This is a genomic window from Bacillus sp. FSL R7-0685, assembly GCF_038002425.1.
GTDB classification, from domain to species: Bacteria; Bacillota; Bacilli; order Bacillales; family Bacillaceae; genus Bacillus; species Bacillus subtilis.
Window position 1 is genome coordinate 4,059,752 of sequence record NZ_JBBOCN010000001.1, and the last position, 20,642, is coordinate 4,080,393.

The window sequence follows — 20,642 nt, forward strand, 5'->3', positions numbered from 1 at the left end:
AAAAAAACGAAAGAAGGTGATCCAATGCCTACTAACAATAAACCCAATAGATTAATCGCTGAAAAGTCTCCTTATTTACTCCAACACGCCCACAACCCTGTGGACTGGTTCCCTTGGGGAGAAGAAGCATATGAAAAGTGAAACGCGAAAACAAGCCTGTTCTTGTCAGCATCGGTTATTCGACTTGCCATTGGTGCCATGTCTATTAGAATAACCATAATAGATCTTTTATGACTCTATATTATCTATAGTTTTATAAACAATTTGATCTTTCCTCAGTATTATTTTCAAACCGAATTTTTATTATCTATCTCTCCTACTTATTTTTAATATCCTGATACACTTTCTCAAAAGTCTCGATTGGTAGCGAAAACTTAGTTGTTTTCTCGTTACGATAATTGATCACTATATCAATTTGATTACCTTTTTGCTCAAACTCAATAAATGCATTCTCCCATTTATCTCTGATTGATATTATACGATTGCCATTTTTCTTTTCCTTATAAATGTAATCCATTTTAACTCTCCTTCCAGAATCAATAACAAAACCTTATGTTATTAAAAGTCTATGTTATCAACCGACAAAAGGTTTCGAAATAAACAATCCTCAAAAAAGGAAGTAAATCATGACTTGCGTTTGGTGGCCCGGATAATCAAATCGTGTGGAACTCCATTAAAAGATAACAAAAGCCATTTTAAACGATAATACTATTTGTTCAAACAATACAGTTTACCTTTTATGTCATTCATTTTCTAAAAACTGCAATCCGTAACCATGCGGTAGCAGGTTTTTTTATTTGCTTGACTTAGAGTTAACTCTAAATTGTAAACTAACTTTAATTAAATGAGAGGGATGATGTTGTTGTATTCCATTAGTAAAGCTGCTGAGAAGACTAGTATTAGTTCGTATACATTAAGATATTACGAAAAGATTGGGTTACTTCCACCACCAAAACGAAAAAACAGTGGAAGGCGTTTTTATACGGAGACTGATATTCAGTTCATGTTATTCCTGAAAAGTTTAAAGGAAACAGGTATGTCTTTGGAGGATATTAATGAGTTTGTCAAAGACGGATGCATTTTGGAAAAAATCAATTCGGATGTTAAATCGGCACAACTCTCCCCATCTATAAATAAACGTATTGAGATTTTAACCAAGCACTTAGAGAAAATGGAAATTAAAAAAAGGGAGCTGGAAGAAGTGATTTCTACTACAAAAGGAAAACTGGATACATATTATTCAATTTTGAAAGAGGAAGTGGAAAACAAATGAAACATTTAAATATATACATAATGTTACTTGGCTTCTCTATTTTCACGGGAGCTACTTTTAATCTTGCAAAATATACAGTTGGATATTTTTCTCCATCGTCTTCTGCGGCATGGCGTTTCGGTTTAGCGGCTGCGGTGATGCTCATCATTTTGATTTTTACTGAAGGTATAAAGAAGAGTCAATTACGGAAAAACGCCGTTTCATACATTGTTCTTGGAATTATAGGAATCTTTGGATTTAATGCCTTGTTTTTTGTTGGTTTAAAATATACATCTCCCGTTAACGGAGCATTAATAATGGGGCTGAATCCTTTATTAACAGCAATTCTCGCTCGAATTATCTTAAAGGACAACATGACAAAAAAACAAGTACTCGGCATATTCTTTGCATTCATCGGTGTATTGTTAGTCATTACACAAGGTTCTATCGAAACCATTAAAACCTTATCAATTTCAGGAGGAGACTTAATAATCTTTACAGGTAACGTTTGTTGGGCACTTTATGGCGTACTTGGACGTCGGTTTGTAAAGGATGGTACACCGCTATCTACAACCACTTATACGATGGTTATCGGTGCTGTTAGTTTAATAGTAGTTTCCTTATTTACATCCAAACCTGTTTCTTTATCGAACATCCCGATTGGAGTCTGGGGAGCAATTGCTTTTATGGCTTTCTTTACAAGTGTTTTGGGTTACCTATGGTGGAATCAGGGGATTAAAGAGATTGGGGCTAGTAAAACATCTTTATTTTTCAACCTTGTTCCCGTTGTAACGATGATTATTTCATTTGCCGTTGGAACACCAATAAAGGTATTTCAAGTTATTGGGGCTGTGCTAGTTATATTAGGTGTTTTAACCGCTTCGGGGGTAATACGTATTCCTAAGTACAATACTAAAGAACAGTCAGCTATATAAAGAAATAGGGAGTATTTTTGAGAAAATGTGTTAAGTTAAATATACACTAATTATAGGAAGAAGGTGATCCCATGCCAAACAAAAGTAAACCCAATAGATTAATCAATGAGAAATCACCATATTTACTCCAACACGCCCACAACCCTGTGGACTGGTTCCCGTGGGGAGAAGAAGCATTTGCAAAAGCAAAACGCGAAAACAAGCCGGTTCTGGTCAGCATCGGTTATTCGACTTGCCATTGGTGCCACGTTATGGCTCACGAAAGCTTTGAAGACGAAGAAATCGCGCGTCTTCTCAATGAACGGTTTGTGGCGATTAAAGTCGACCGGGAAGAGCGGCCGGATGTGGATTCTGTTTATATGAGAATCTGCCAGCTGATGACCGGGCAGGGCGGCTGGCCGCTGAATGTGTTTATCACGCCTGATCAAAAGCCGTTTTACGCGGGTACATATTTTCCAAAGACGAGCAAATTCAATCGTCCCGGTTTTGTTGATGTGCTTGAGCATCTGTCTGAGACGTTTGCGAACGACCGTGAGCATGTCGAGGATATTGCGGAGAACGCCGCTAAACATTTGCAGACCAAAACAGCCGCCAAATCAGGCGAAGGCCTTAGCGAGTCAGCGATTTCCCGGACATTCCAGCAGCTTGCCAGCGGGTTTGATACGATCTACGGCGGTTTCGGGCAGGCACCGAAATTTCCGATGCCCCATATGCTGATGTATTTGCTTCGTTATCATCACAATACGGGGCAGGAGAACGCTTTATACAACGTGACGAAAACGCTGGACAGCATGGCGAATGGCGGCATTTACGATCATATCGGCTATGGGTTCGCCCGCTATTCGACCGATGACGAGTGGCTCGTTCCCCATTTTGAAAAAATGCTGTACGACAATGCGCTGCTGCTGACCGCTTATACAGAAGCCTATCAGGTCACGCAAAACAGCCGCTATAAAGAGATTTGTGAGCAGATCATTACGTTCATTCAGAGGGAAATGACTCATGAAGACGGAAGCTTTTTCTCTGCTTTAGACGCGGATACAGAAGGAGAAGAAGGAAAGTACTACGTGTGGTCAAAGGAAGAAATTCTGAAAACGCTCGGGGACGATCTCGGAACGCTGTATTGCCAAGTGTATGACATCACTGAAGAAGGAAACTTTGAAGGCAAAAATATTCCTAACCTCATTCACACAAAGTGGGAACAAATCAAAGCCGATGCCGGGTTAACCGAAAAAGAGCTCAGTCTCAAACTCGAAGAAGCAAGACAGCAGCTCTTGAAGACACGCGAGGAAAGAACCTATCCGCATGTCGATGATAAAGTGCTTACCTCATGGAACGCGCTGATGATCGCGGGTCTTGCGAAAGCGGCAAAGGTATACCAGGAACCGAAATATCTCAGCCTAGCGAAAGACGCCATCACATTTATTGAAAACAAATTAATCATCGACGGCCGTGTAATGGTCCGATATCGAGACGGCGAAGTGAAAAACAAAGGCTTTATCGACGATTACGCTTTTCTCCTATGGGCCTATCTCGATCTCTATGAAGCTTCGTTTGATCTATCTTTTTTACAAAAAGCGAAGAAACTAACAGACGATATGATCAGCTTATTTTGGGATGAGGAGCATGGCGGATTCTACTTCACCGGACACGATGCAGAAGCCTTAATCGTACGGGAAAAAGAAGTGTACGACGGCGCCGTGCCTTCCGGAAACAGTGTGGCAGCCGTTCAGCTGCTTCGTCTTGGACAAGTCACAGGCGACTTATCACTAATTGAAAAAGCAGAAACGATGTTTTCCGTGTTCAAGCCAGACATCGACGCGTATCCGAGCGGCCATGCTTTCTTTATGCAAAGTGTGTTAAGACATCTGATGCCTAAGAAAGAAATCGTGATTTTTGGAAGTGCAGACGATCCAGCCAGAAAACAAATCATAACGGAGCTTCAAAAAGCCTTTAAGCCTAACGACTCCATTCTGGTGGCAGAGCAGCCCGAGCAATGCAAAGACATTGCGCCATTTGCAGCAGACTACCGCATCATAGACGGCAAAACAACCGTGTATATTTGTGAAAACTTCGCCTGCCAGCAGCCGACAACGAATATCGAAGAAGCCATCCAAACGTTAATAAGCAGCAGGGATTAAGACCCTTGCTGCTTACTTTTTGATTTCTTATGGTACCATAAAGCGATCCCCGCAAACACAAGATTGACCGCTATCGTAAAGAAAGCCTCCCACATCGGGTTCCCCCGCGTAACCGTAAACAGAGAAGGAATTCCTCCATACACACTGTTTTTTTCTGTAATAAACATACACAAAAACATATTATTCGCGGCATGGGCGCCAAGTGATATTTCGATGCTTCCAGTTTTAATCGTGTAATAGGTCCACACAAAACCAAATGTTAAATACTCAATTCCTGCCCAGACAGCGCCATTGTTCATTTCTGGATTCGCAAAATGCAATACGCCAAACAATCCTCCGACAATCAGTGTCAAAAATAGAGGATTTTTCGTCAATCTCCCGAAAGCTTGAAGCAAAAACCCCCTGAAAAACAGTTCCTCAGCTGATGTCTGAATCGGAACCAAAATGAGGGCAGCCGCTAGCAGCCAGATAAAGCGTGAGGCATTAAACTCTTGCATTGAATAGCTATCAGGATGAATCACAAAATCAATCAATTGTACGGCGATCATCAGCAAGAAATAAGCAATAAAGCCAAAGGAAATTCTCCGCCAATTCATCTTTGAATTTGGTGTTATCACCGTTCGGAAAGGCCGCTTCAAAATAAAGCGTACAGCCAGCCAAACTCCCGGAATGGCGAATAAATAAATCACATGGGACAAATAAAGATCTACGAGGGGATCACTCAGCACAGCTTCATCCAAATCAAACGTGATATTGGGATTCACAATAACCGTGAACAGTATAGCGAAAAGGTAAGCTATATTCCCGAATACATATAACCCTACCATCACCAAAAAAGCGAAAAAATATCTCCACAACGTATTGTTTCCTTCTATAGGACGGATAAATGAATTCATTCCTTCTATGTCTCTTCCTTTCAATGAGAATATTACTATATATTTGCATAAATTGGTCTATGAATCTACTGTTTTGGAAATCTTTTAAGCAAAATTAAAATATAAAGTGTGAATTTAGTTCTTCCATCTAGTGATTTGAACTCTGTTGCCAATGAACCAAGATACTTATAATAGTCCCAAGAGGGGAATTTTCAGTCTTTTCTTACTACTCAAAAGGGGGTTTTTTATGAATACGATCTTCAAACAAAAGAATACACATCCTTTCTCAAACGTAGCGAATCGTTTAGACCGCCTTCCGATTTCACGCGTTCATTTCCAAGTGTTAACCGCTCTCGGCATTGTTTATTTCTTTGATCTCGCAGATTTATTTACCCTCAGCAATGTAGCGCCGGCACTGATCGAGCATTGGGGCATCCCGCTTTCAACTATTGCTAACATAACGGCTGCTTCGTTTTTAGGCATGTTTTTAGGCGCTTCACTGGGCGGACGGCTGTCCGATCGAATCGGCCGCAAAAAAGCCTTAAATCTATTTGTCTTTGTTTTCTCAATCGCATCGCTATGCAATGCTGCGGCATGGGACATTCCATCTTTAATGACATTCCGTTTTCTCACCGGATTTGGCGTTGCAGCCGCCATGGTCATTACGAATAGCTATTTGGCGGAATTTTTCCCTTCAAGTGTACGTGGAAAATATATTTCTTTTTGTGCCATGATTGGATTGATCGGGGTGCCGATCACCAACATTGTGTCTGCCTTTGTCATTCCTCTTGGTTCATGGGGATGGAGGCTAGTATTTGTATGGGGTGCCGTCGGCCTTATTTATTTTTTCTTTATTCGACGGCTGGAAGAGTCGCCTCGCTGGCACGAAAATCGCGGGGAATATGCGAAAGCCGATGCGATCCTCAACCGAATTGAGGCACAGGTTGAAAAGGAGAAAGGCCCGCTTCCGGCAGCATCCCAGCCTAAAGTAAGCGAAACTGTTAAGCAGAATGCAGGTTATGCCGGCTTATTGAAAGGCAGAAACCTCAAAATCACCATCGTATTATCTGCTGTATGGATTTTTGAAACGTTTGGGTTTTACGGATTTGCCTCATGGGTTCCAAGCCTGCTAAAAAGCAATGGCGTCACCATGGAAAATACATTGTGGTATAACGTATTGCATTCCGTCGGCGCTCCGCTTGGTGCACTGCTCGGCTCCATGATTTCCGAAAGATTTCAAAGAAAATGGATTTTAGCTGCGAGTGCGTTTCTGACGGCCATCGCCGGGCTCTTATATGGTATGACTTTTATTCCCATCATGATCATTGTATTTGGTTTTATCGTGAATATCACAGAACGGGTCTTTACCTCGAACTTATACGCCTATACATCTGAACCTTATCCGACTGAATACCGCTCGTCTGGCAGCGGTTTAGCCTATGGTCTTGGCCGTTTTTCAAACATTTTTGGCTCATTGCTTGTCGGATTTATTGCCGTTCAGCTCGGCTATATCAGCGTCTTCTTATTTATTGGGGGCTGCTGGCTCGCATGCTCCTTGCTGTTAATCTTCTTCGGTCCTAATACGAATGCGAAACAGATTTAAAAAAGTCAGTGCGGATCTGCCGCACTGATCTCATTACAATTGCTTCAAAATCCTCGCGGGGTTTCCTCCTACAACAGTATTAGCGGGTACATCCTTAGTGACAACAGATCCAGAAGCAATCACTGCGTTATCACCGATTGTCACTCCCGGGTTAATCACCGCCCGGCCTCCAATCCAAACTTGATCTCCAATTGTCACAGGCTTACCGAACTCCTTCCCGGATTTCCTTTCGATCGGATCAAGAGGATGACCGGCCGTGTAGATATGTACACCTGGCGCAATCAAACAATGACGGCCGATACGCACCTCACACACATCTAAAATAACACAGTCAAAATTAACAAATGTATGATCTCCGATATGAATGTGATAGCCATAATCACAGCGGAATGTCGGCAAAATCGTGACTTGATCCCCAACCGAACCGAGCAGCTCCTTCAAAAGCTCCATCCGCACTGCATCATCTTCCGGTGTTTCGTTATATTGTCTAATCAGCTGTCTCGCATGCTTGCGTTCTAGTAATAGTTGTTGATCTTCCGAATTGTATAATTCTCCGGCTGCCATTTTTTCTTTTTCTGTCCTCAGCATTTAAGTCACTCCATGTCAGATTGTAATCTCGATCAAATTTCCTTCATCATCCTCAATCACACTTTCATAGTAGCCGTCTCCTGTTGTCCTCGGGCCGTTTACTACTGCGAAACCATCCGCTTTCAATCGATCAGTCAGTTCGTCAACTTTCTCCCGGCTCCCAACGGAAAAGGCAATATGTGCCCAGCCTGTCATTGTTTGTGAGGGCGGATCAGTCACATTCCCTTTTTTCATAATTTCCAGCCTTGCTCCGGAACCAAACGTAATAAAATAAGACTTAAAATCTTTTTTCTCATTATGATACAAATCATTCGCTTCGCCATTAAAATACGTTTCATAAAAAGATTTCATTCGCTCTAAATCATTGACCCAGACCGCTATATGTTCAATCTGCATTTCTTCCTCCTCCTTCGCCTTCAATGAAGTTATAAGGTATGAAATGCATTTCAGTTCAAGCTTTTTTCTTAAATTTATGCTGAATTTTGATATCAGCGGGTTCATCCTGCAAAAATAGAGAAAATGCTGCGATGCCGAGCTGCTCAAGGTTCAAATCAAGCGACGGAAAACCAAGAACACGGCTGATAGAAGTATTCCCCTCGCCTATGATTTCAACATCCCAATTATTCTTTTTGGCAAATAGATGAATTCCAGCTGCCACTTCATCACTATTTGCATAAATAGCAGTCGGAACCCGTCCGCTCATATAAAAATGTTCAGCTGCCAGCTCACCATCATTCATATCGTTGCACCCGGACAGCATATGGCGGTCTTCCAACCTTCCGCAGACAGCTTTATAGGCCGCAGCTTTATCAGCCGTGCTCGGGCTCCTATCAGCTTCTCTGACACACGTAAAAGCAATATTCTCATGTCCGCGGCTCTTTAAATAGCGAAAGCTCTCTGCATAAGCAGCTTTTCTGTCATTAAAAGCACAAGGTACATCAATATCTCCGGTATCCTCACAAGCGATGACCGACCCATATTCCTGATAAGCTAAAATGCTGTCCCAATGATTGGCGCGGGAAGTAATGATGAGACCGTCTATTTTCTTCGTTCTTAACAGCTCTAAATATTTGATTTCAATATCGGGGTTATAATTGGTGGGGAGAAGGGTCGTTGCATACTCATGCTGAAAAGCCGCTTTGGTGATTCCGTTAACGATTTTATCAAAGCAGGGATGATCGCTATAAGGCAGAATCACACCGACTGTATGGGTTTTCCCGCGAATGAGATCGATTGCGGTTCGATTTGGTGTATAATCCAATTCCTTCATGACTTGATGAACAAGCTTTCTCTTTTCTTCAGATACATACGGATGATGATTCAATACACGCGAGACAGTCGAAACAGATACATTTGCCAGTCTTGCGATCTCTTTTATATTTGCCATCTCTTTCTCCTTTTCATTAAAAAAAGCAGTAAGTGTAAAATCCTTACTGCTATCTCATCATATATTGATGATAAGTTCAACAGGACAATGGTCGGAACCCATGACGTCCGCTGATATGCTGGCATCTTCAATCTGTTCCTTAAGGCTTTCAGAAACAACAAAATAATCAATCCGCCATCCAATATTTCTGTCCCGGGCGCCGGCACGATACGACCACCAGGAATAAGCGCCTTCAAGATCAGGATAAACATGACGGAAAGAATCAACAAAGCCAGCTTCTAAGAAACGAGTGAATGCCCCTCTTTCTTGATCTGAAAATCCAGCGTTATTCCGGTTCGCCTTTGGATTTTTCAAATCAATCTCCTGATGGGCTACATTCAAATCACCGCATAAAATCACTGGTTTTTTCTGATCCAATTCAAGAATATAAGACAATAAAGCCTCTTCCCATTGCATGCGGTAATCAATCCGCTCTAATCCCCTTCTGGAATTGGGCGTGTAAACAGTCATCACAAACACGTTTTCAAATTCCAGCGTAATCACTCTGCCTTCTTGGTCATGCTCTTCTACTCCGATACCGTAGATGACCTGCAGCGGTTCTTGCTTAGAAAAAACAGCTGTGCCGGAATATCCTTTTTTCACTGCATAATTCCAGTACACATGATAGCCTTCAGGCTGGAGATCAACCTGGCCGTCCTGTATCTTCGTTTCCTGAAGACATATAATATCTGCATCCTCTTCTTTCAAATAAGAGAGGAAATCCATTTTTCTCATCACAGCCCGCAGGCCGTTTACATTCCATGAAATCAACTTCATGTTTCATCCTCCCCCTATAAAAAAGAGCAAGAACCCGAAGGTCCTTGCTCTTTACGTATCAGCTTACTCACCGCTTACGTATGGAAGTAAAGCCATTTGACGTGCGCGTTTGATCGCTGCAGTCAATTTACGTTGGTATTTAGCGTTTGTTCCAGTTACACGACGTGGTAAAATTTTACCGCGTTCAGAAACAAACTTTTTAAGAAGATCTACATCTTTGTAGTCGATGTGCGTGATACCGTTAGAAGTGAAATAACACACTTTACGGCGTTTCGCACGACCGCCTCTGCGTCCTCCTGCCATTGTCATTTCCCTCCTTTCTTTTTCATTTTAGGTGATAATCACATTAGAATGGAAGATCATCATCCGAGATGTCAATCGGTTTGCCGTCGTTGGCAAATGGGTCATCATTAAAGCTGTTCCCCTGATTGCGTCTCTGGTTGTTTTGATTTCCCCCAAATGGATTATCATTTTGGCCTCCGCCAAAGTACTGGCCTCCGCCGCTGTTTCCTTCGTTGTATCCACCTGAACCAGAACCGCCGCCGTTTTTCGGCTCAAGAAATTGAACACTTTCAGCTTGGACCTCTGTCACGAAGACACGCTGTCCTTGCTGGTTTTCATAGTTTCTTGTTTGTAAACGGCCATCTACGCCTGCAAGGCTTCCTTTTTTCAAGAAGTTTGCAACGTTTTCGGCTTGTCTTCTCCAAGTGACACAATTAATGAAATCGGCCTCACGTTCTCCGGACTGGTTCGTAAATGTACGATTCACAGCAAGAGTAAACGTAGCAACAGCCGCACCGTTTGGCGTATAACGAAGCTCTGGGTCTTTTGTCAGTCTTCCGACTAATACAACTCGGTTAAGCATAAGAAAGACCACCTTTTACCATTATATATTTCAAAATTGCTTATTCTTCTTCTTTAACAACAATGTGGCGAATGATATCGTCACTGATCTTAGCTAGACGGTCAAATTCTTGAACTGCCGCAGCGTCAGATTGAACGTTTACGATTTGGTAGAAACCGTCGCGGAAATCGTTGATTTCGTAAGCAAGACGACGTTTACCCCAATCCTTTGTTCCAGTGATCTCCGCACCGTTAGAAGTCAGAACGTTGTTGAAACGCTCGATAACTGCTTTTTTAGACTCTTCGTCAATGTTTGGGCGGATAATGTACATAACTTCGTACTTTCTCATCTGTTTGCACCTCCTTTTGGACTAAGCGGCCCATAATGGGCAAGGAGCAATAATTCTATTACTCACAATTTTATATTATACCAAAGCTCTTGTCCCTTTACAACTGCATCCTATACATTAAATCGGAAATGAATAACATCTCCGTCTTGAACCACATATTCTTTCCCTTCGAGGCGGACTTTTCCTGCTTCTTTGGCTCCTGCCATACCGCCGCCCGCAAGAAGATCCTCATAAGCAACTGTCTCAGCGCGAATGAAGCCTCGCTCAAAGTCACTATGAATAATTCCTGCACACTCAGGGGCTTTCATGCCTTTTTTGAATGTCCAAGCTCTGACTTCCTGTTCTCCGGCTGTGAAATATGTTGCGAGGCCGAGAAGAGAGTAAGACGCTTTGATCAGCTGATCAAGACCTGATTCTTGAATGCCCAGCTCTTCCAAGAACATTTGCTTTTCTTCGCCTTCAAGCTCAGCGATTTCAGATTCGATTTTTGCACACACAACGATAACTTCTGCGTTTTCGCCGGCAGCGTACTCGCGAATCTTCGCTACATTTTCATTGCCAGATGGATCAGCAACTTCATCTTCACTTACGTTGGCCACGTACAAAATAGGCTTCGAAGTCAGTAAATGGAGCTGCTTCACAAGCTTTTGCTGCTCTTCAGTGAATTCTACAGATCGAGCAGGCTTTTCACTCTCAAACGCTTCTTTCAGTTTAGATAAAATCTCAAACTCAAATACAGCGTCTTTATCTTTTTGCTTCGCAAGCTTGCTGACGCGTGTAATCCGCTTTTCAACCGTTTCCATATCAGCGAGGATCAGCTCAAGGTTGATCGTTTCAATGTCATCAATCGGATCAACCTTTCCGGAAACGTGTGTAATGTTGTCATCGGAAAAAGCACGGACAACGTGGCAAATCGCGTCAACTTGGCGAATATGAGATAGGAACTTGTTGCCGAGTCCTTCTCCTTTAGATGCGCCCTTTACAATCCCTGCAATATCAGTGAATTCAAAAGCAGTCGGCACAGTCTTCTTCGGGTTGACCAGCTCAGTCAGCTTTTGCAGACGATCATCCGGCACCTCTACAATTCCCACGTTCGGATCAATTGTACAGAACGGGTAGTTGGCTGATTCGGCACCGGCCTGTGTAATTGCGTTAAATAGTGTTGATTTTCCGACGTTCGGCAAACCAACAATTCCAGCTGTTAAAGCCATTCTTTCATCTCCTCTATATAAAACCGTCATTGTATGAGCGTATTTTGAACCTAGAGCAATTATAAGGAGGTTCACTGGAAAAGACAAGCTGACAAAAAAGCATTTTCAGCCTGCCAATCCCTTTGATTATGCTTTTTTCAAGCCTACTAAACAGTCAAAAAGCGTACTTCCCATTCCATTATCAGAATTTGTATCATTTGTCAGTGCATTGACTGACCCTCCAAAAGCCGCCCACATGCCTTCATCTATATTAATCGTCTTCGCATGAGCCTGTTTCATCAATTTCACCTTGCCCTTCAAGCGTCCGCGGTCATTAAAGATGACAACCTCGTCTCCATCCTGAAGATTCTGCTCAGCCGCTATATCTGGAGAAATATCGACCTGAACGTGCTGAAGCTTTTCAATAAACGGCACATGCTGTGAATGGTTGGAACGCTGCGGATGAATGGATAACAGCGTATAAGGGTACTTTTCAGCTAACTCCTCATTATGGAAAACAGATTCTTCGGGCACATTTAATTGAAGCGAGCCGCTAAATCCCTTTTGCTCAGCTAGCGACGAAGTAAATTCAAATTTTCCACTCGGCGTCAAAAACTGATAATCATCCCACGGCACCTGTTTTACTGGAAGAGGGAGGTGGCCTTTTTCTTTTAAACGCTCGAGTGTCACACCCTCTGCTTCCAATGAAGAAAGCCCCATCTCTAAAAATTCTTGAGTGCTGTATTCAAACAGCTCTCCAAATCCAAGGCGTTTTGCAAGCTCTGACCAGATCCAGCTGTCCGACTTCGCTTCACCCTGCGGCTCCACAAGCTTCTTCCCGTACTGAACATAATGATGATACATACTGGAATAGTAGATATCTTCTTCTTCAAAAACAGTGGCACTCGGCAAAACATAATCACACAGCTCTGCGGTATCCGTCATAATGGAATCAATCGCGACCGTCATTGGAACCTTTTCAAAAGCTTGTCTCACCTTATTTGTATTCGGCACCTGAGTCAGCGGATTTCCGCACGTCACAATAATCATCTCAATCGCAGGATCAGCAGCGGTCAACACTTCTTCAGCCTGTGTCATCATTGAAAAAGAACGGGATGTTGTTTTTAATTCCGGCAGCGTCAGCTTTGTTTTTGCAAAGCTCTCACCAATCTGGACATTTCCGAAATTCGCGCCGCCGCCCTTAATTCCGACATTTCCGCTTGCCGCCACAAGTGCATCAATCCAACGAATCGTTCCCCCGCCGTTTTTATATCGCTGCATGCCAAGCCCCATAAAAGTAGACACCGGACCATCAGCATACAAACCGGCCAAATACTCCAGCTCCTCCATAGAAGTTTCTGTTTTCAAAATTAACTCTTCCAGAGAAACGGTCTTCAAAAGCTCTTTCACATCATCAAAACCGACAGAATGCTCAGAAATAAACGTTTCATCCGTTCTTCCCGTCTCAATCAGAACCTTCAAAACGGCTGCCGCAAGCCAGCCGTCCATTCCAGGCTTTACAGAGATATAGCGATCGGCAAGCTTAGCAGTCGGGTTGAAGATCGGATCAATCACCGTAATCGTGGCGCCCTTCTTTTTCACCTGCTGCAAGTGATGGTATAAGTGCATATTTGTTCTTGATACATTTCTTCCCCACACAACAACATGCTTGCTGTTGTAAATATCAAGCGGTCCGTGACCGTACGAACGGCCAAAATCCCAGCTTTGCGCCTCGATGCCGGAGCCCCAGCATATGCTTCCGACGATTTCGGTCACGCCGCCATATCCATTAAAAAAACGCTGATCAAGTGCTTTTAACAGACCGTTATTCGCATAATCATGGCTGTGCAAAACAGCAGTCGTCTCCGACGTTTCCTTGATTTCCCGAAGTTTATCGGCAATTTCATCAAGTGCCTGCTCCCAAGAAATCCGCACAAACTCGCCATTTTGTTTTTTCATTGGATAGCGAAGCCGATCAGGCGAATTTGTTTTTGTCTCAAGCATTCTGCCGCGGCCGCAGATTTTACCTTCCGTAATCGGATGGTTTGGATCTCCGTCCACTTTTGTTACCTTTCCATCATCAACAGTCACCAAAAAGCCGCAGCTGTCCCAACAATTCAGCGGACATGCCGACTGATGCACTTTGCTCATCGCCGTCTTCTCCTTACCTTCTATATGAAAAAGCATGAGTGTCGGCCTATTTATGAAGTAGGCTCCTCATGCTTGACTAGTACTTTTTTTAGTTTTCTTTCAAATTCTCTTCTCGGAATCATAACACTGTGAGAGCATCCCTCACACTTAATTCGAATATCCATTCCCATGCGTATAATTTTCCAGCTGTTCGCTCCGCATGGATGCGGTTTTTTCATTTCTACGATATCATTCAGGCCAAAGTCTTTATCCGCCAAGACCCTTCACCTCTTTTCCTAAACTGCTGTATCTATTGTACAAAAAAACTGATCATAAGAGCAATCAAGATACCCGAAAAGAAATACATCCTCTTATTTCCATTTACTCAAAATAGGATATAAGAGCAGACAAACTAACAAATACAAATTGAGCATCCCATATATCGGATACAAGAACGCGATCAAATCAGAAAATCCGAAAGAAGTAAAAGGTACCATTAACACTAACAAAATCAACACAATCATCCATCTCGGCATATGAATAAACGCCATCAGCCGGCTGGACAGCCCCAGCAAACCAGCTACCGTCGTCGTGTAAATCGCCAGGCACAGCACCGCCGTCATACATAAAAAAAGGAAATAAGGCGCACCCTCCAGAACGGCAAACAGCGGTATTTCAAACTGAGAAAGGGAGCCCGCCAGCTCCACCAACGTTTCATTATAAACAAATGAGATCACGCCAAAAATAAGACCGCTTGCCACACTTGCGATTTTTGCTTCTCCGAGCCCTTTCATCTCTTTCCCAACAGAGGATAAAATCGCAACAACTGAAAGGATGTTTAAAGAGGTAAACGTAATGCTCGCAGGCCAGTTATACTGCTGGGACAAATCAATCGTCCACGTATGGTGATGTGTGCTCTGAAAGGAGATCAGCGCATATAAAAGCCCCGCTACTAACACAGGAATCAAAATACTATTTATAGATAATATTCCTTTCACATCCCACAAAAACAAACACACTGTCACGATGCAAATCAGCGTGATTCCCCACCAGAAAGGAAGCTTGTACATTTGCAGGGTCACACCGCCTCCGGCAATCATCACCATAGTCGTCGAAAACAAATAAAAAATGATGAGGACATCATAAATTTTCGCCAGCCATGGCCCCATTAAATGCTCCAGAACCGGCAGAAAATGAGTGGATTGAACCTTAAAACTGATTTTCATCACAATATAAGACGAGAAAATGAACATAATTGTAAACAGCACAATAGCAAGTCCGCTTTCCGCCCCAAAAAACTGCCATATCTCCTGACCGCTCGCATATCCGGCCCCAATCAGGCTCCCTAATATGAGCAGCATCCACTTCATTCCGGCTCTCCACAACACTATCACCTCATAGACAAAGTTCAGCTTGTTCCCGTTATTGTTACTATATAAATAAAGGAAAGCAAACATGCCATATTTTCATAGACATTTGAACACAAGGTGAAATTATCATACGAAATACACATAAAAAAAGACTGCTAATGGAGGCAGTCTAAAAATATATCATTTTGCAGTGGAATGAAGGAATGAACCTCATTAACCATTCCTATCTATAAAGTGTTTCATAAGCAGACAATTGCTTGATCATGATCGAGGCAATGAGGGACAATACTTGTAATCGCCCACTAACCATTCATATCATGCCCTCTACTTTTTTAAAATCTCCGGTGCCATACACAAAGCATAAAAAACCGTACTGCTGGATATACTGTAAACAACCTTACATAACGAAACACACACCATAGCAATTCTGTTACCTACTATAACAAGGAAGTGAAACCCATGAATCGAAAAGGCGGGCTTTTTTCCTCTCAGGAACGAGTAAAGCAATATGTTTCACATACAGATGCTGCAGCGGCAAAACAAATCCAAACCATCCTTTCTTCATCCTTACGTAAAGCTGCCGGCAAACCAATTGTTGTGGTTTGTATCGGAACAGACCGTTCAACCGGTGATTCATTGGGCCCGCTCGTAGGAATGAAACTCAAACAGATGCAGCTCACCAGATTCCATGTCTACGGAACCTTATCTGACCCCGTCCATGCTGTGAACATGAAGGATAAAATCAATGACATTCATAAATTACATAAAAACCCATTTGTTATAGCAGTCGATGCATGCTTAGGCCGCGTTAAGAGTGTGGGTTCATTTCAAATCGGGGACGGGCCATTAAAGCCCGGAGCCGGTGTACAAAAAGACCTTCCTGAAGTGGGAGATCTTCATATTAACGGAATCGTGAATGTTAGCGGGTTTATGGAATATTTTGTATTGCAAAATACTAGACTCAACTTGGTCATGAATATGGCAAATGTTCTAGCGGAAGGTTTGAGTTTAACAGATCGGACAGAGTGGAGGCAAGAACGCATTAACCCGCTGCAAAGGCTCACTGGGCGCATATAAAACAAAAACCATCTTCGTTTGAAAGATGGTTTTTTCATTTATGATTCTCGTTCAGACAAAAGCTCTAAAATCCGGTCAAGGTCTTCATTAGAGAAAAATTCAATTTCGATTTTGCCTTTTTTCTTCTGTCTTTTAATATTAACTGTTGTTCCAAAATAATTTTGGAGATAGGATTCTCGTTCTTTTAGAACCGCATCTTTCACAGGTTCTTTTTTCTTTGTTTCACGTGGAACATTCTGATTCAACTGCTGAATCAGCTGCTCAAGCTGGCGAACATTGAGCTGCTCCGCAATCACTTTTTGTACCAGCGGTTCAAGCTTATTTTTGTTTTTTAAGCCAAGAAGCGTGCGTCCATGTCCCATAGAAAGCGTACCTTCGGCAATAAGCTGCTGAATATTTTCTGGCAGTGTCAGCAGTCTTAAATGATTCGCAATATGCGGTCTGCTTTTCCCAAGACGTTTGGCAAGCTGCTCTTGTGTGAGATCTAAGTGTTTCAACAAGGAGTCATATGCCTGAGCCTCTTCAAGCGGAGATAAATCTTCACGCTGAAGGTTTTCTAATAAAGCAATTTCCCTCATTAACGCCTCTGATAATTCACGGACAATGGCCGGAACTGTATCTAAACCTGCCAGCTTTGCCGCTCGAAAACGCCGTTCACCCGCAACAATATCATAGCCTTTTAAAGATTTTCTGACGATAAGCGGCTGAAGAATGCCATGCTGCAGCACAGATTCTTTTAGTTCAGCTAATGCCTCGTCATCAAAGTGTTTTCTTGGCTGATAAGGATTAGGGCGTAAATCGGCAATTTTAATTTCTTCAACTGTCTCTTCAGACAAATCTACCTGATTAAATAACGCATTAATCCCTTTTCCAAGGCCTTTAGCCATTCGCAGCCACTTCCTTTGCTAAATCTAAATATACTTCCGCACCTCTTGACCGCGGATCGTATAAAATGATGGGTTTTCCGTGACTCGGTGCCTCACTCAGACGGACATTACGCGGAATAACTGTCTTATATACTTTATCCCTAAAATACTTTTTAACCTCTTCAATCACTTGAATGCCAAGGTTTGTCCGGGCATCAAGCATTGTCAGCAATACACCTTCAATCATTAAATCAGTATTCAAATGCTTTTGCACAAGACGTACTGTATTTAATAACTGGCTGAGACCCTCCAAGGCATAATATTCGCACTGTACAGGAATCACAACGGAATCCGAGGCAGTAAGGGCGTTAATCGTCAGCAAGCCCAATGACGGCGGACAATCAATGATAATATAATCATAATTTTGCTTTACTGCTTCAAGCGCTCTCTTCAATCTCACTTCTCTTGATATTGTAGGAACCAGCTCGATCTCAGCCCCTGCAAGCTGAATCGTCGCAGGAATCACATCCAAGTTCTCTACTGTCGTTGCTTTAATAATATCTATTACATCTGCATCATCTACTAAAATATCGTACACACACTGCTCTACATCGGCTTTTTCAATCCCTAATCCGCTTGTCGCATTTCCCTGCGGATCAATATCTACCAGCAGAACCCTTTTCCCTATGTAAGCCAAACATGCCCCAAGGTTGACAGACGTCGTTGTTTTGCCGACCCCGCCTTTTTGGTTCGTAATTGCTATGATTTTTCCCACGATGTCACCTACTTTCACATGAACATGTACTATCTTGCTTCTATTCTATCAAAAAAAGATTAAAGCGTTTCATTTTTTTCATCATTTTGTTCCGAATCAGAAGGGAAATAATTGAAAATTCAAGCACGCTTTATGCTTTCTCTTATAAATTCTGCAATTTCTATGTTTTTTTGACTTAAAAAAGGAATTTCTTAAAGAAAAAAAGAAGAAGTCACAGTACAGAACGTGGAAACAGGATGGTGAGAAAATGGTTTATCAAACGAAGAGAGATGTACCCGTTACGCTGATGATTGTGTTTCTCATATTACTGATACAAGCAGATGCCATTGTTCCTTTTGTGCTGGGAAATATGAGAGTTTCCGGCTGGATCATTTTTATTCTGCTGACTCTTTTAAATGGACTCATCATTTGGAGCTTTATTGACCTAAAATATGTATTGAAGGAACACCATCTGATCATTAAAGCCGGATTGATCAAACATCAAATTCCTTATGAAAACATCGATAAAGTCGTTCAAAAAAAGAAACTGTGGTCCGGTTTTCGTCTGATCGGCTCTCGCCATGCCATCACAATATATTATCAGGGGGGATGGGGACATGCAGTGATTTCACCGCAAAAATCTGAAGAATTTATCCACAAGCTCAAAGACAAGAATTCTAATATAATAATTTTCACTAAAAGTAAGTGATTACCTTTTATTAAAAATATAAAAAGCTCTCCTGCTTTTCAGGAGAGCTTCTATTTTGGTATGCGAATCGTTAATTGAATATATTCTTCAAATTCTTCTTCTTCCGTATTCAATTTTACACCGCTGTCTTCTACCATTGATAGTGACTGGCGAATCGTGTTCATCGCAATTCTTGTATCTCTGCTGAATGCTTTGCGTCTCGGCTTTGGTTTTCTCTGGCCTTGCTCCAGCATTTTCACCACGCGGTCTTCCGTCTGCTTTACATTTAAACTTTTCTCAATAATCTCTGTGAGCAGTGTGACTTGGAGCTCAGGCTGTTTCAGCGGAATCAGCGCTCTGGCGTGGCGCTCGGTGATTTTCTTCTCCATAATCGCCTCTTGGACCGGCTGAGGCAGCTTTAATAACCGAAGCTTATTCGCGATTGTAGACTGCCCTTTTCCTAAGCGCTGTGCGAGTGCCTCCTGTGTTAAATCATGCAGCTCAAGCAGCCTAGCATAAGCATGCGCTTCCTCAATAGAAGACAGTTCTTCCCGCTGCAAGTTTTCGATTAACGCCACAGAAGCGGTTTCCGTGTCGGAAAAATCCTTAATAATTGCCGGAATCTTTTCCCACTCAAGCGATTGCACCGCTCTCCAGCGTCTTTCACCTGCAATGAGTTCGTATTGGCCTTCTTCTTCTGTATGCCTAACAACAATCGGCTGAATAATGCCGTGTGTATGAATGGTCATTGCTAACTCTTTGATTTTTTCATCTGAGAAAATGGTGCGTGGCTGAAAACGGTTGGGAACGATAGCATTTACCGGTATTTCCAGAATCTCTTCTTTGTTTGTATCATGTTCAGCAATCTCCGGCTCCTGTTCCTTCTCACCAAGCCCGAAGAAACGAGAGAATGAATGCTTCATGTACCTACACCACCTTTAAAAACTGCCATTTTTATAATTCTATTTTCTCATGGTTTTTCCTGCTGTACATCCATCAATTTTGATGAAAATATGATGGTATTGTCATATCAGGCTGTCTAAATTACCCTTCAATTGGCGATTTATTAGGAGTTCCCGGTTTTCTTGGATACTTCTTAGGTGTATTTTTTATTTTGCGTATCACCATAATATTACGATCGCTTTCTTCAATAGGCAGCTTAAAAGAATGGATATTCTCAAGTTCTCCTCCAAGCGTCGTGATTGCTTTTTTGCCTGCATTCAGTTCTTCTTCCGCTGATGCGGCTTTTAAAGCAACAAATAAACCGTTTTTCTTCACCAGAGGCAAGCAAAGCTCACTCAAAACAGATAATCTCGCAACTGCTCGCGCCGTCACAATATCATAGCTTTCACGCACGTCTTTCCGTTGCCCGAACGTTTCAGCTCTGTCATGGCAGAATGTTGTATTCTCCAATTGCAAAGCCTCAGATAACTTTTCTAAAAACGTGATCCGTTTATTCAGTGAATCCACGATTGTGACATTGAGGTGCGGAAAGCATATTTTTATCGGCAGACTTGGAAAACCCGCTCCCGCTCCGACATCACAAATCGTGTTCACCTGATTGAAGTCGACATAAAAAGCAGCTGTAATGGAATCATAAAAATGCTTTAAATACACTTCTTTTTTCTCTGTTATTGAAGTCAGATTGATTTTTTCGTTCCATTCAACCAGCATGTCGTAATACAGCTCAAATTGCTCCAGCTGACGGGGAGAAAGGGAGATCCCTTTTTCCGCCAAACCAGAAGTGAATTCTTCAATATTCATGCCGTCATCCTTT

23 protein-coding genes and 1 pseudogene are annotated in these 20,642 nt (G+C 42.3%); 7 read left to right on the forward strand and 17 right to left on the reverse strand.

Features of this window, described 5'->3' with window-relative positions:
* Nucleotides 1-24: 24 nt before the first annotated feature.
* Nucleotides 25-203, forward strand: a pseudogene (locus MKY50_RS21090) (DUF255 domain-containing protein); the annotation flags it as partial.
* Nucleotides 204-316: 113 nt separating this feature from the next.
* On the opposite strand, the gene MKY50_RS21095 reads toward MKY50_RS21090, so the two are convergent.
* Nucleotides 317-517, reverse strand: coding sequence for a hypothetical protein (locus MKY50_RS21095; RefSeq protein WP_021481098.1), 201 nt, complete (start codon nucleotides 515-517; stop codon nucleotides 317-319).
* Between the two features lie 339 nt (nucleotides 518-856).
* Between MKY50_RS21095 and MKY50_RS21105 the strand changes: the two genes are divergently transcribed.
* The 3 genes from MKY50_RS21105 to MKY50_RS21115 all read left to right on the forward strand — a co-directional run bounded on the left by MKY50_RS21105 (nucleotide 857) and on the right by MKY50_RS21115 (nucleotide 4,328).
* Entirely contained in the window at nucleotides 857-1,273 is a 417-nt protein-coding gene (locus tag MKY50_RS21105; protein ID WP_010886646.1) for a MerR family transcriptional regulator, read from the forward strand.
* Complete coding sequence (locus MKY50_RS21110) at nucleotides 1,270-2,187, forward strand: DMT family transporter (protein ID WP_003242776.1); 918 nt, start codon at nucleotides 1,270-1,272, stop codon at nucleotides 2,185-2,187. The genes MKY50_RS21105 and MKY50_RS21110 overlap by 4 nt, the downstream gene beginning before the upstream one ends.
* A 71-nt stretch (nucleotides 2,188-2,258) precedes the next feature.
* Complete coding sequence (locus tag MKY50_RS21115) at nucleotides 2,259-4,328, forward strand: thioredoxin domain-containing protein (protein ID WP_341117269.1); 2,070 nt, start codon at nucleotides 2,259-2,261, stop codon at nucleotides 4,326-4,328.
* Here MKY50_RS21115 and MKY50_RS21120 read toward each other — a convergent pair.
* Nucleotides 4,325-5,224 carry a CPBP family intramembrane glutamic endopeptidase gene (locus MKY50_RS21120; protein ID WP_032724963.1) on the reverse strand — a complete coding sequence of 300 codons (900 nt, stop codon included), beginning with the start codon at nucleotides 5,222-5,224 and terminating at the stop codon, nucleotides 4,325-4,327. The genes MKY50_RS21115 and MKY50_RS21120 overlap by 4 nt on opposite strands.
* A 226-nt stretch (nucleotides 5,225-5,450) precedes the next feature.
* On the opposite strand from MKY50_RS21120, the gene MKY50_RS21125 reads away from it, so the two are divergent.
* Nucleotides 5,451-6,806, forward strand: coding sequence for an MFS transporter (locus MKY50_RS21125; RefSeq protein ID WP_069703959.1), 1,356 nt, complete (start codon nucleotides 5,451-5,453; stop codon nucleotides 6,804-6,806).
* A 33-nt stretch (nucleotides 6,807-6,839) separates the two neighbouring features.
* Here the strand turns inward: MKY50_RS21125 and MKY50_RS21130 are convergent, their stop codons facing one another.
* The 11 genes from MKY50_RS21130 to MKY50_RS21180 all read right to left on the reverse strand — a co-directional run bounded on the left by MKY50_RS21130 (nucleotide 6,840) and on the right by MKY50_RS21180 (nucleotide 15,498).
* Complete coding sequence (locus MKY50_RS21130; protein ID WP_341117270.1) at nucleotides 6,840-7,394, reverse strand: sugar O-acetyltransferase; 555 nt, start codon at nucleotides 7,392-7,394, stop codon at nucleotides 6,840-6,842.
* Between the two features lie 15 nt (nucleotides 7,395-7,409).
* Nucleotides 7,410-7,790 (reverse strand): VOC family protein, encoded by a 381-nt coding sequence (locus MKY50_RS21135; RefSeq protein ID WP_015715075.1) that lies wholly within the window; start codon nucleotides 7,788-7,790, stop codon nucleotides 7,410-7,412.
* A gap of 55 nt (nucleotides 7,791-7,845) precedes the next feature.
* On the reverse strand, nucleotides 7,846-8,781 hold the full coding sequence (gene ccpB, locus MKY50_RS21140; protein ID WP_341117271.1) for a transcriptional regulator CcpB: 936 nt from the start codon (nucleotides 8,779-8,781) through the stop codon (nucleotides 7,846-7,848).
* 57 nt (nucleotides 8,782-8,838) lie between these two features.
* On the reverse strand, nucleotides 8,839-9,597 hold the full coding sequence (xth, locus tag MKY50_RS21145) for an exodeoxyribonuclease III (RefSeq protein ID WP_064671669.1): 759 nt from the start codon (nucleotides 9,595-9,597) through the stop codon (nucleotides 8,839-8,841).
* A 63-nt stretch (nucleotides 9,598-9,660) separates the two neighbouring features.
* Entirely contained in the window at nucleotides 9,661-9,900 is a 240-nt protein-coding gene (rpsR, locus tag MKY50_RS21150; RefSeq protein ID WP_003219224.1) for a 30S ribosomal protein S18, read from the reverse strand.
* 43 nt (nucleotides 9,901-9,943) lie between these two features.
* Nucleotides 9,944-10,462, reverse strand: a complete 519-nt coding sequence (ssbA, locus tag MKY50_RS21155) for a single-stranded DNA-binding protein SsbA (protein WP_003219228.1) — start codon at nucleotides 10,460-10,462, stop codon at nucleotides 9,944-9,946.
* Between the two features lie 40 nt (nucleotides 10,463-10,502).
* Nucleotides 10,503-10,790 carry a 30S ribosomal protein S6 gene (gene rpsF, locus MKY50_RS21160; RefSeq protein WP_003244064.1) on the reverse strand — a complete coding sequence of 96 codons (288 nt, stop codon included), beginning with the start codon at nucleotides 10,788-10,790 and terminating at the stop codon, nucleotides 10,503-10,505.
* 110 nt (nucleotides 10,791-10,900) lie between these two features.
* Nucleotides 10,901-12,001, reverse strand: a complete 1,101-nt coding sequence (gene ychF, locus MKY50_RS21165) for a redox-regulated ATPase YchF (RefSeq protein WP_003242727.1) — start codon at nucleotides 11,999-12,001, stop codon at nucleotides 10,901-10,903.
* 126 nt (nucleotides 12,002-12,127) lie between these two features.
* On the reverse strand, nucleotides 12,128-14,131 hold the full coding sequence (locus MKY50_RS21170; RefSeq protein ID WP_341117272.1) for a molybdopterin-dependent oxidoreductase: 2,004 nt from the start codon (nucleotides 14,129-14,131) through the stop codon (nucleotides 12,128-12,130).
* A gap of 50 nt (nucleotides 14,132-14,181) precedes the next feature.
* Nucleotides 14,182-14,388 carry a DUF951 domain-containing protein gene (locus MKY50_RS21175; protein ID WP_003226838.1) on the reverse strand — a complete coding sequence of 69 codons (207 nt, stop codon included), beginning with the start codon at nucleotides 14,386-14,388 and terminating at the stop codon, nucleotides 14,182-14,184.
* A gap of 93 nt (nucleotides 14,389-14,481) precedes the next feature.
* Complete coding sequence (locus MKY50_RS21180) at nucleotides 14,482-15,498, reverse strand: YkvI family membrane protein (protein WP_010886647.1); 1,017 nt, start codon at nucleotides 15,496-15,498, stop codon at nucleotides 14,482-14,484.
* Between the two features lie 441 nt (nucleotides 15,499-15,939).
* Between MKY50_RS21180 and yyaC the strand changes: the two genes are divergently transcribed.
* Entirely contained in the window at nucleotides 15,940-16,557 is a 618-nt protein-coding gene (gene yyaC / locus MKY50_RS21185) for a spore protease YyaC (protein WP_003226834.1), read from the forward strand.
* A 38-nt stretch (nucleotides 16,558-16,595) separates the two neighbouring features.
* Here the strand turns inward: yyaC and spo0J are convergent, their stop codons facing one another.
* A complete protein-coding gene (spo0J, locus tag MKY50_RS21190) occupies nucleotides 16,596-17,444 on the reverse strand; it encodes a stage 0 sporulation protein Spo0J (protein ID WP_003226832.1) in 849 nt (282 codons plus the stop codon).
* On the reverse strand, nucleotides 17,437-18,198 hold the full coding sequence (gene soj / locus MKY50_RS21195) for a sporulation initiation inhibitor protein Soj (protein ID WP_003219244.1): 762 nt from the start codon (nucleotides 18,196-18,198) through the stop codon (nucleotides 17,437-17,439). The genes spo0J and soj overlap by 8 nt, the downstream gene beginning before the upstream one ends.
* Before the next feature lie 247 nt (nucleotides 18,199-18,445).
* Between soj and MKY50_RS21200 the strand changes: the two genes are divergently transcribed.
* The gene (locus tag MKY50_RS21200) at nucleotides 18,446-18,886 is read left to right on the forward strand and encodes a PH domain-containing protein (RefSeq protein WP_128993629.1); all 441 of its coding nucleotides are present in this window, start codon (nucleotides 18,446-18,448) and stop codon (nucleotides 18,884-18,886) included.
* A 50-nt stretch (nucleotides 18,887-18,936) separates the two neighbouring features.
* Here MKY50_RS21200 and noc read toward each other — a convergent pair whose 3' ends face one another.
* Both noc and rsmG read right to left on the reverse strand, forming a co-directional pair.
* The gene (gene noc, locus MKY50_RS21205) at nucleotides 18,937-19,788 is read right to left on the reverse strand and encodes a nucleoid occlusion protein (RefSeq protein ID WP_003226829.1); all 852 of its coding nucleotides are present in this window, start codon (nucleotides 19,786-19,788) and stop codon (nucleotides 18,937-18,939) included.
* Nucleotides 19,789-19,909: 121 nt separating this feature from the next.
* Complete coding sequence (gene rsmG / locus MKY50_RS21210) at nucleotides 19,910-20,629, reverse strand: 16S rRNA (guanine(527)-N(7))-methyltransferase RsmG (RefSeq protein ID WP_015250777.1); 720 nt, start codon at nucleotides 20,627-20,629, stop codon at nucleotides 19,910-19,912.
* Between the last annotated feature and the right edge of the window lie 13 nt (nucleotides 20,630-20,642).

Coding starts and splice junctions, on each gene's coding strand:
- MKY50_RS21095 (WP_021481098.1), bottom strand. CDS start 517: ATGGATTACATTTATAAGGAAAAGAAAAATGGCAATCGTATAATATCA.
- MKY50_RS21105 (WP_010886646.1), top strand. CDS start 857: ATGTTGTTGTATTCCATTAGTAAAGCTGCTGAGAAGACTAGTATTAGT.
- MKY50_RS21110 (WP_003242776.1), top strand. CDS start 1,270: ATGAAACATTTAAATATATACATAATGTTACTTGGCTTCTCTATTTTC.
- MKY50_RS21115 (WP_341117269.1), top strand. CDS start 2,259: ATGCCAAACAAAAGTAAACCCAATAGATTAATCAATGAGAAATCACCA.
- MKY50_RS21120 (WP_032724963.1), bottom strand. CDS start 5,224: ATGAATTCATTTATCCGTCCTATAGAAGGAAACAATACGTTGTGGAGA.
- MKY50_RS21125 (WP_069703959.1), top strand. CDS start 5,451: ATGAATACGATCTTCAAACAAAAGAATACACATCCTTTCTCAAACGTA.
- MKY50_RS21130 (WP_341117270.1), bottom strand. CDS start 7,394: ATGCTGAGGACAGAAAAAGAAAAAATGGCAGCCGGAGAATTATACAAT.
- MKY50_RS21135 (WP_015715075.1), bottom strand. CDS start 7,790: ATGCAGATTGAACATATAGCGGTCTGGGTCAATGATTTAGAGCGAATG.
- ccpB (WP_341117271.1), bottom strand. CDS start 8,781: ATGGCAAATATAAAAGAGATCGCAAGACTGGCAAATGTATCTGTTTCG.
- xth (WP_064671669.1), bottom strand. CDS start 9,597: ATGAAGTTGATTTCATGGAATGTAAACGGCCTGCGGGCTGTGATGAGA.
- rpsR (WP_003219224.1), bottom strand. CDS start 9,900: ATGGCAGGAGGACGCAGAGGCGGTCGTGCGAAACGCCGTAAAGTGTGT.
- ssbA (WP_003219228.1), bottom strand. CDS start 10,462: ATGCTTAACCGAGTTGTATTAGTCGGAAGACTGACAAAAGACCCAGAG.
- rpsF (WP_003244064.1), bottom strand. CDS start 10,790: ATGAGAAAGTACGAAGTTATGTACATTATCCGCCCAAACATTGACGAA.
- ychF (WP_003242727.1), bottom strand. CDS start 12,001: ATGGCTTTAACAGCTGGAATTGTTGGTTTGCCGAACGTCGGAAAATCA.
- MKY50_RS21170 (WP_341117272.1), bottom strand. CDS start 14,131: ATGAGCAAAGTGCATCAGTCGGCATGTCCGCTGAATTGTTGGGACAGC.
- yyaC (WP_003226834.1), top strand. CDS start 15,940: ATGAATCGAAAAGGCGGGCTTTTTTCCTCTCAGGAACGAGTAAAGCAA.
- spo0J (WP_003226832.1), bottom strand. CDS start 17,444: ATGGCTAAAGGCCTTGGAAAAGGGATTAATGCGTTATTTAATCAGGTA.
- MKY50_RS21200 (WP_128993629.1), top strand. CDS start 18,446: ATGGTTTATCAAACGAAGAGAGATGTACCCGTTACGCTGATGATTGTG.
- noc (WP_003226829.1), bottom strand. CDS start 19,788: ATGAAGCATTCATTCTCTCGTTTCTTCGGGCTTGGTGAGAAGGAACAG.
- rsmG (WP_015250777.1), bottom strand. CDS start 20,629: ATGAATATTGAAGAATTCACTTCTGGTTTGGCGGAAAAAGGGATCTCC.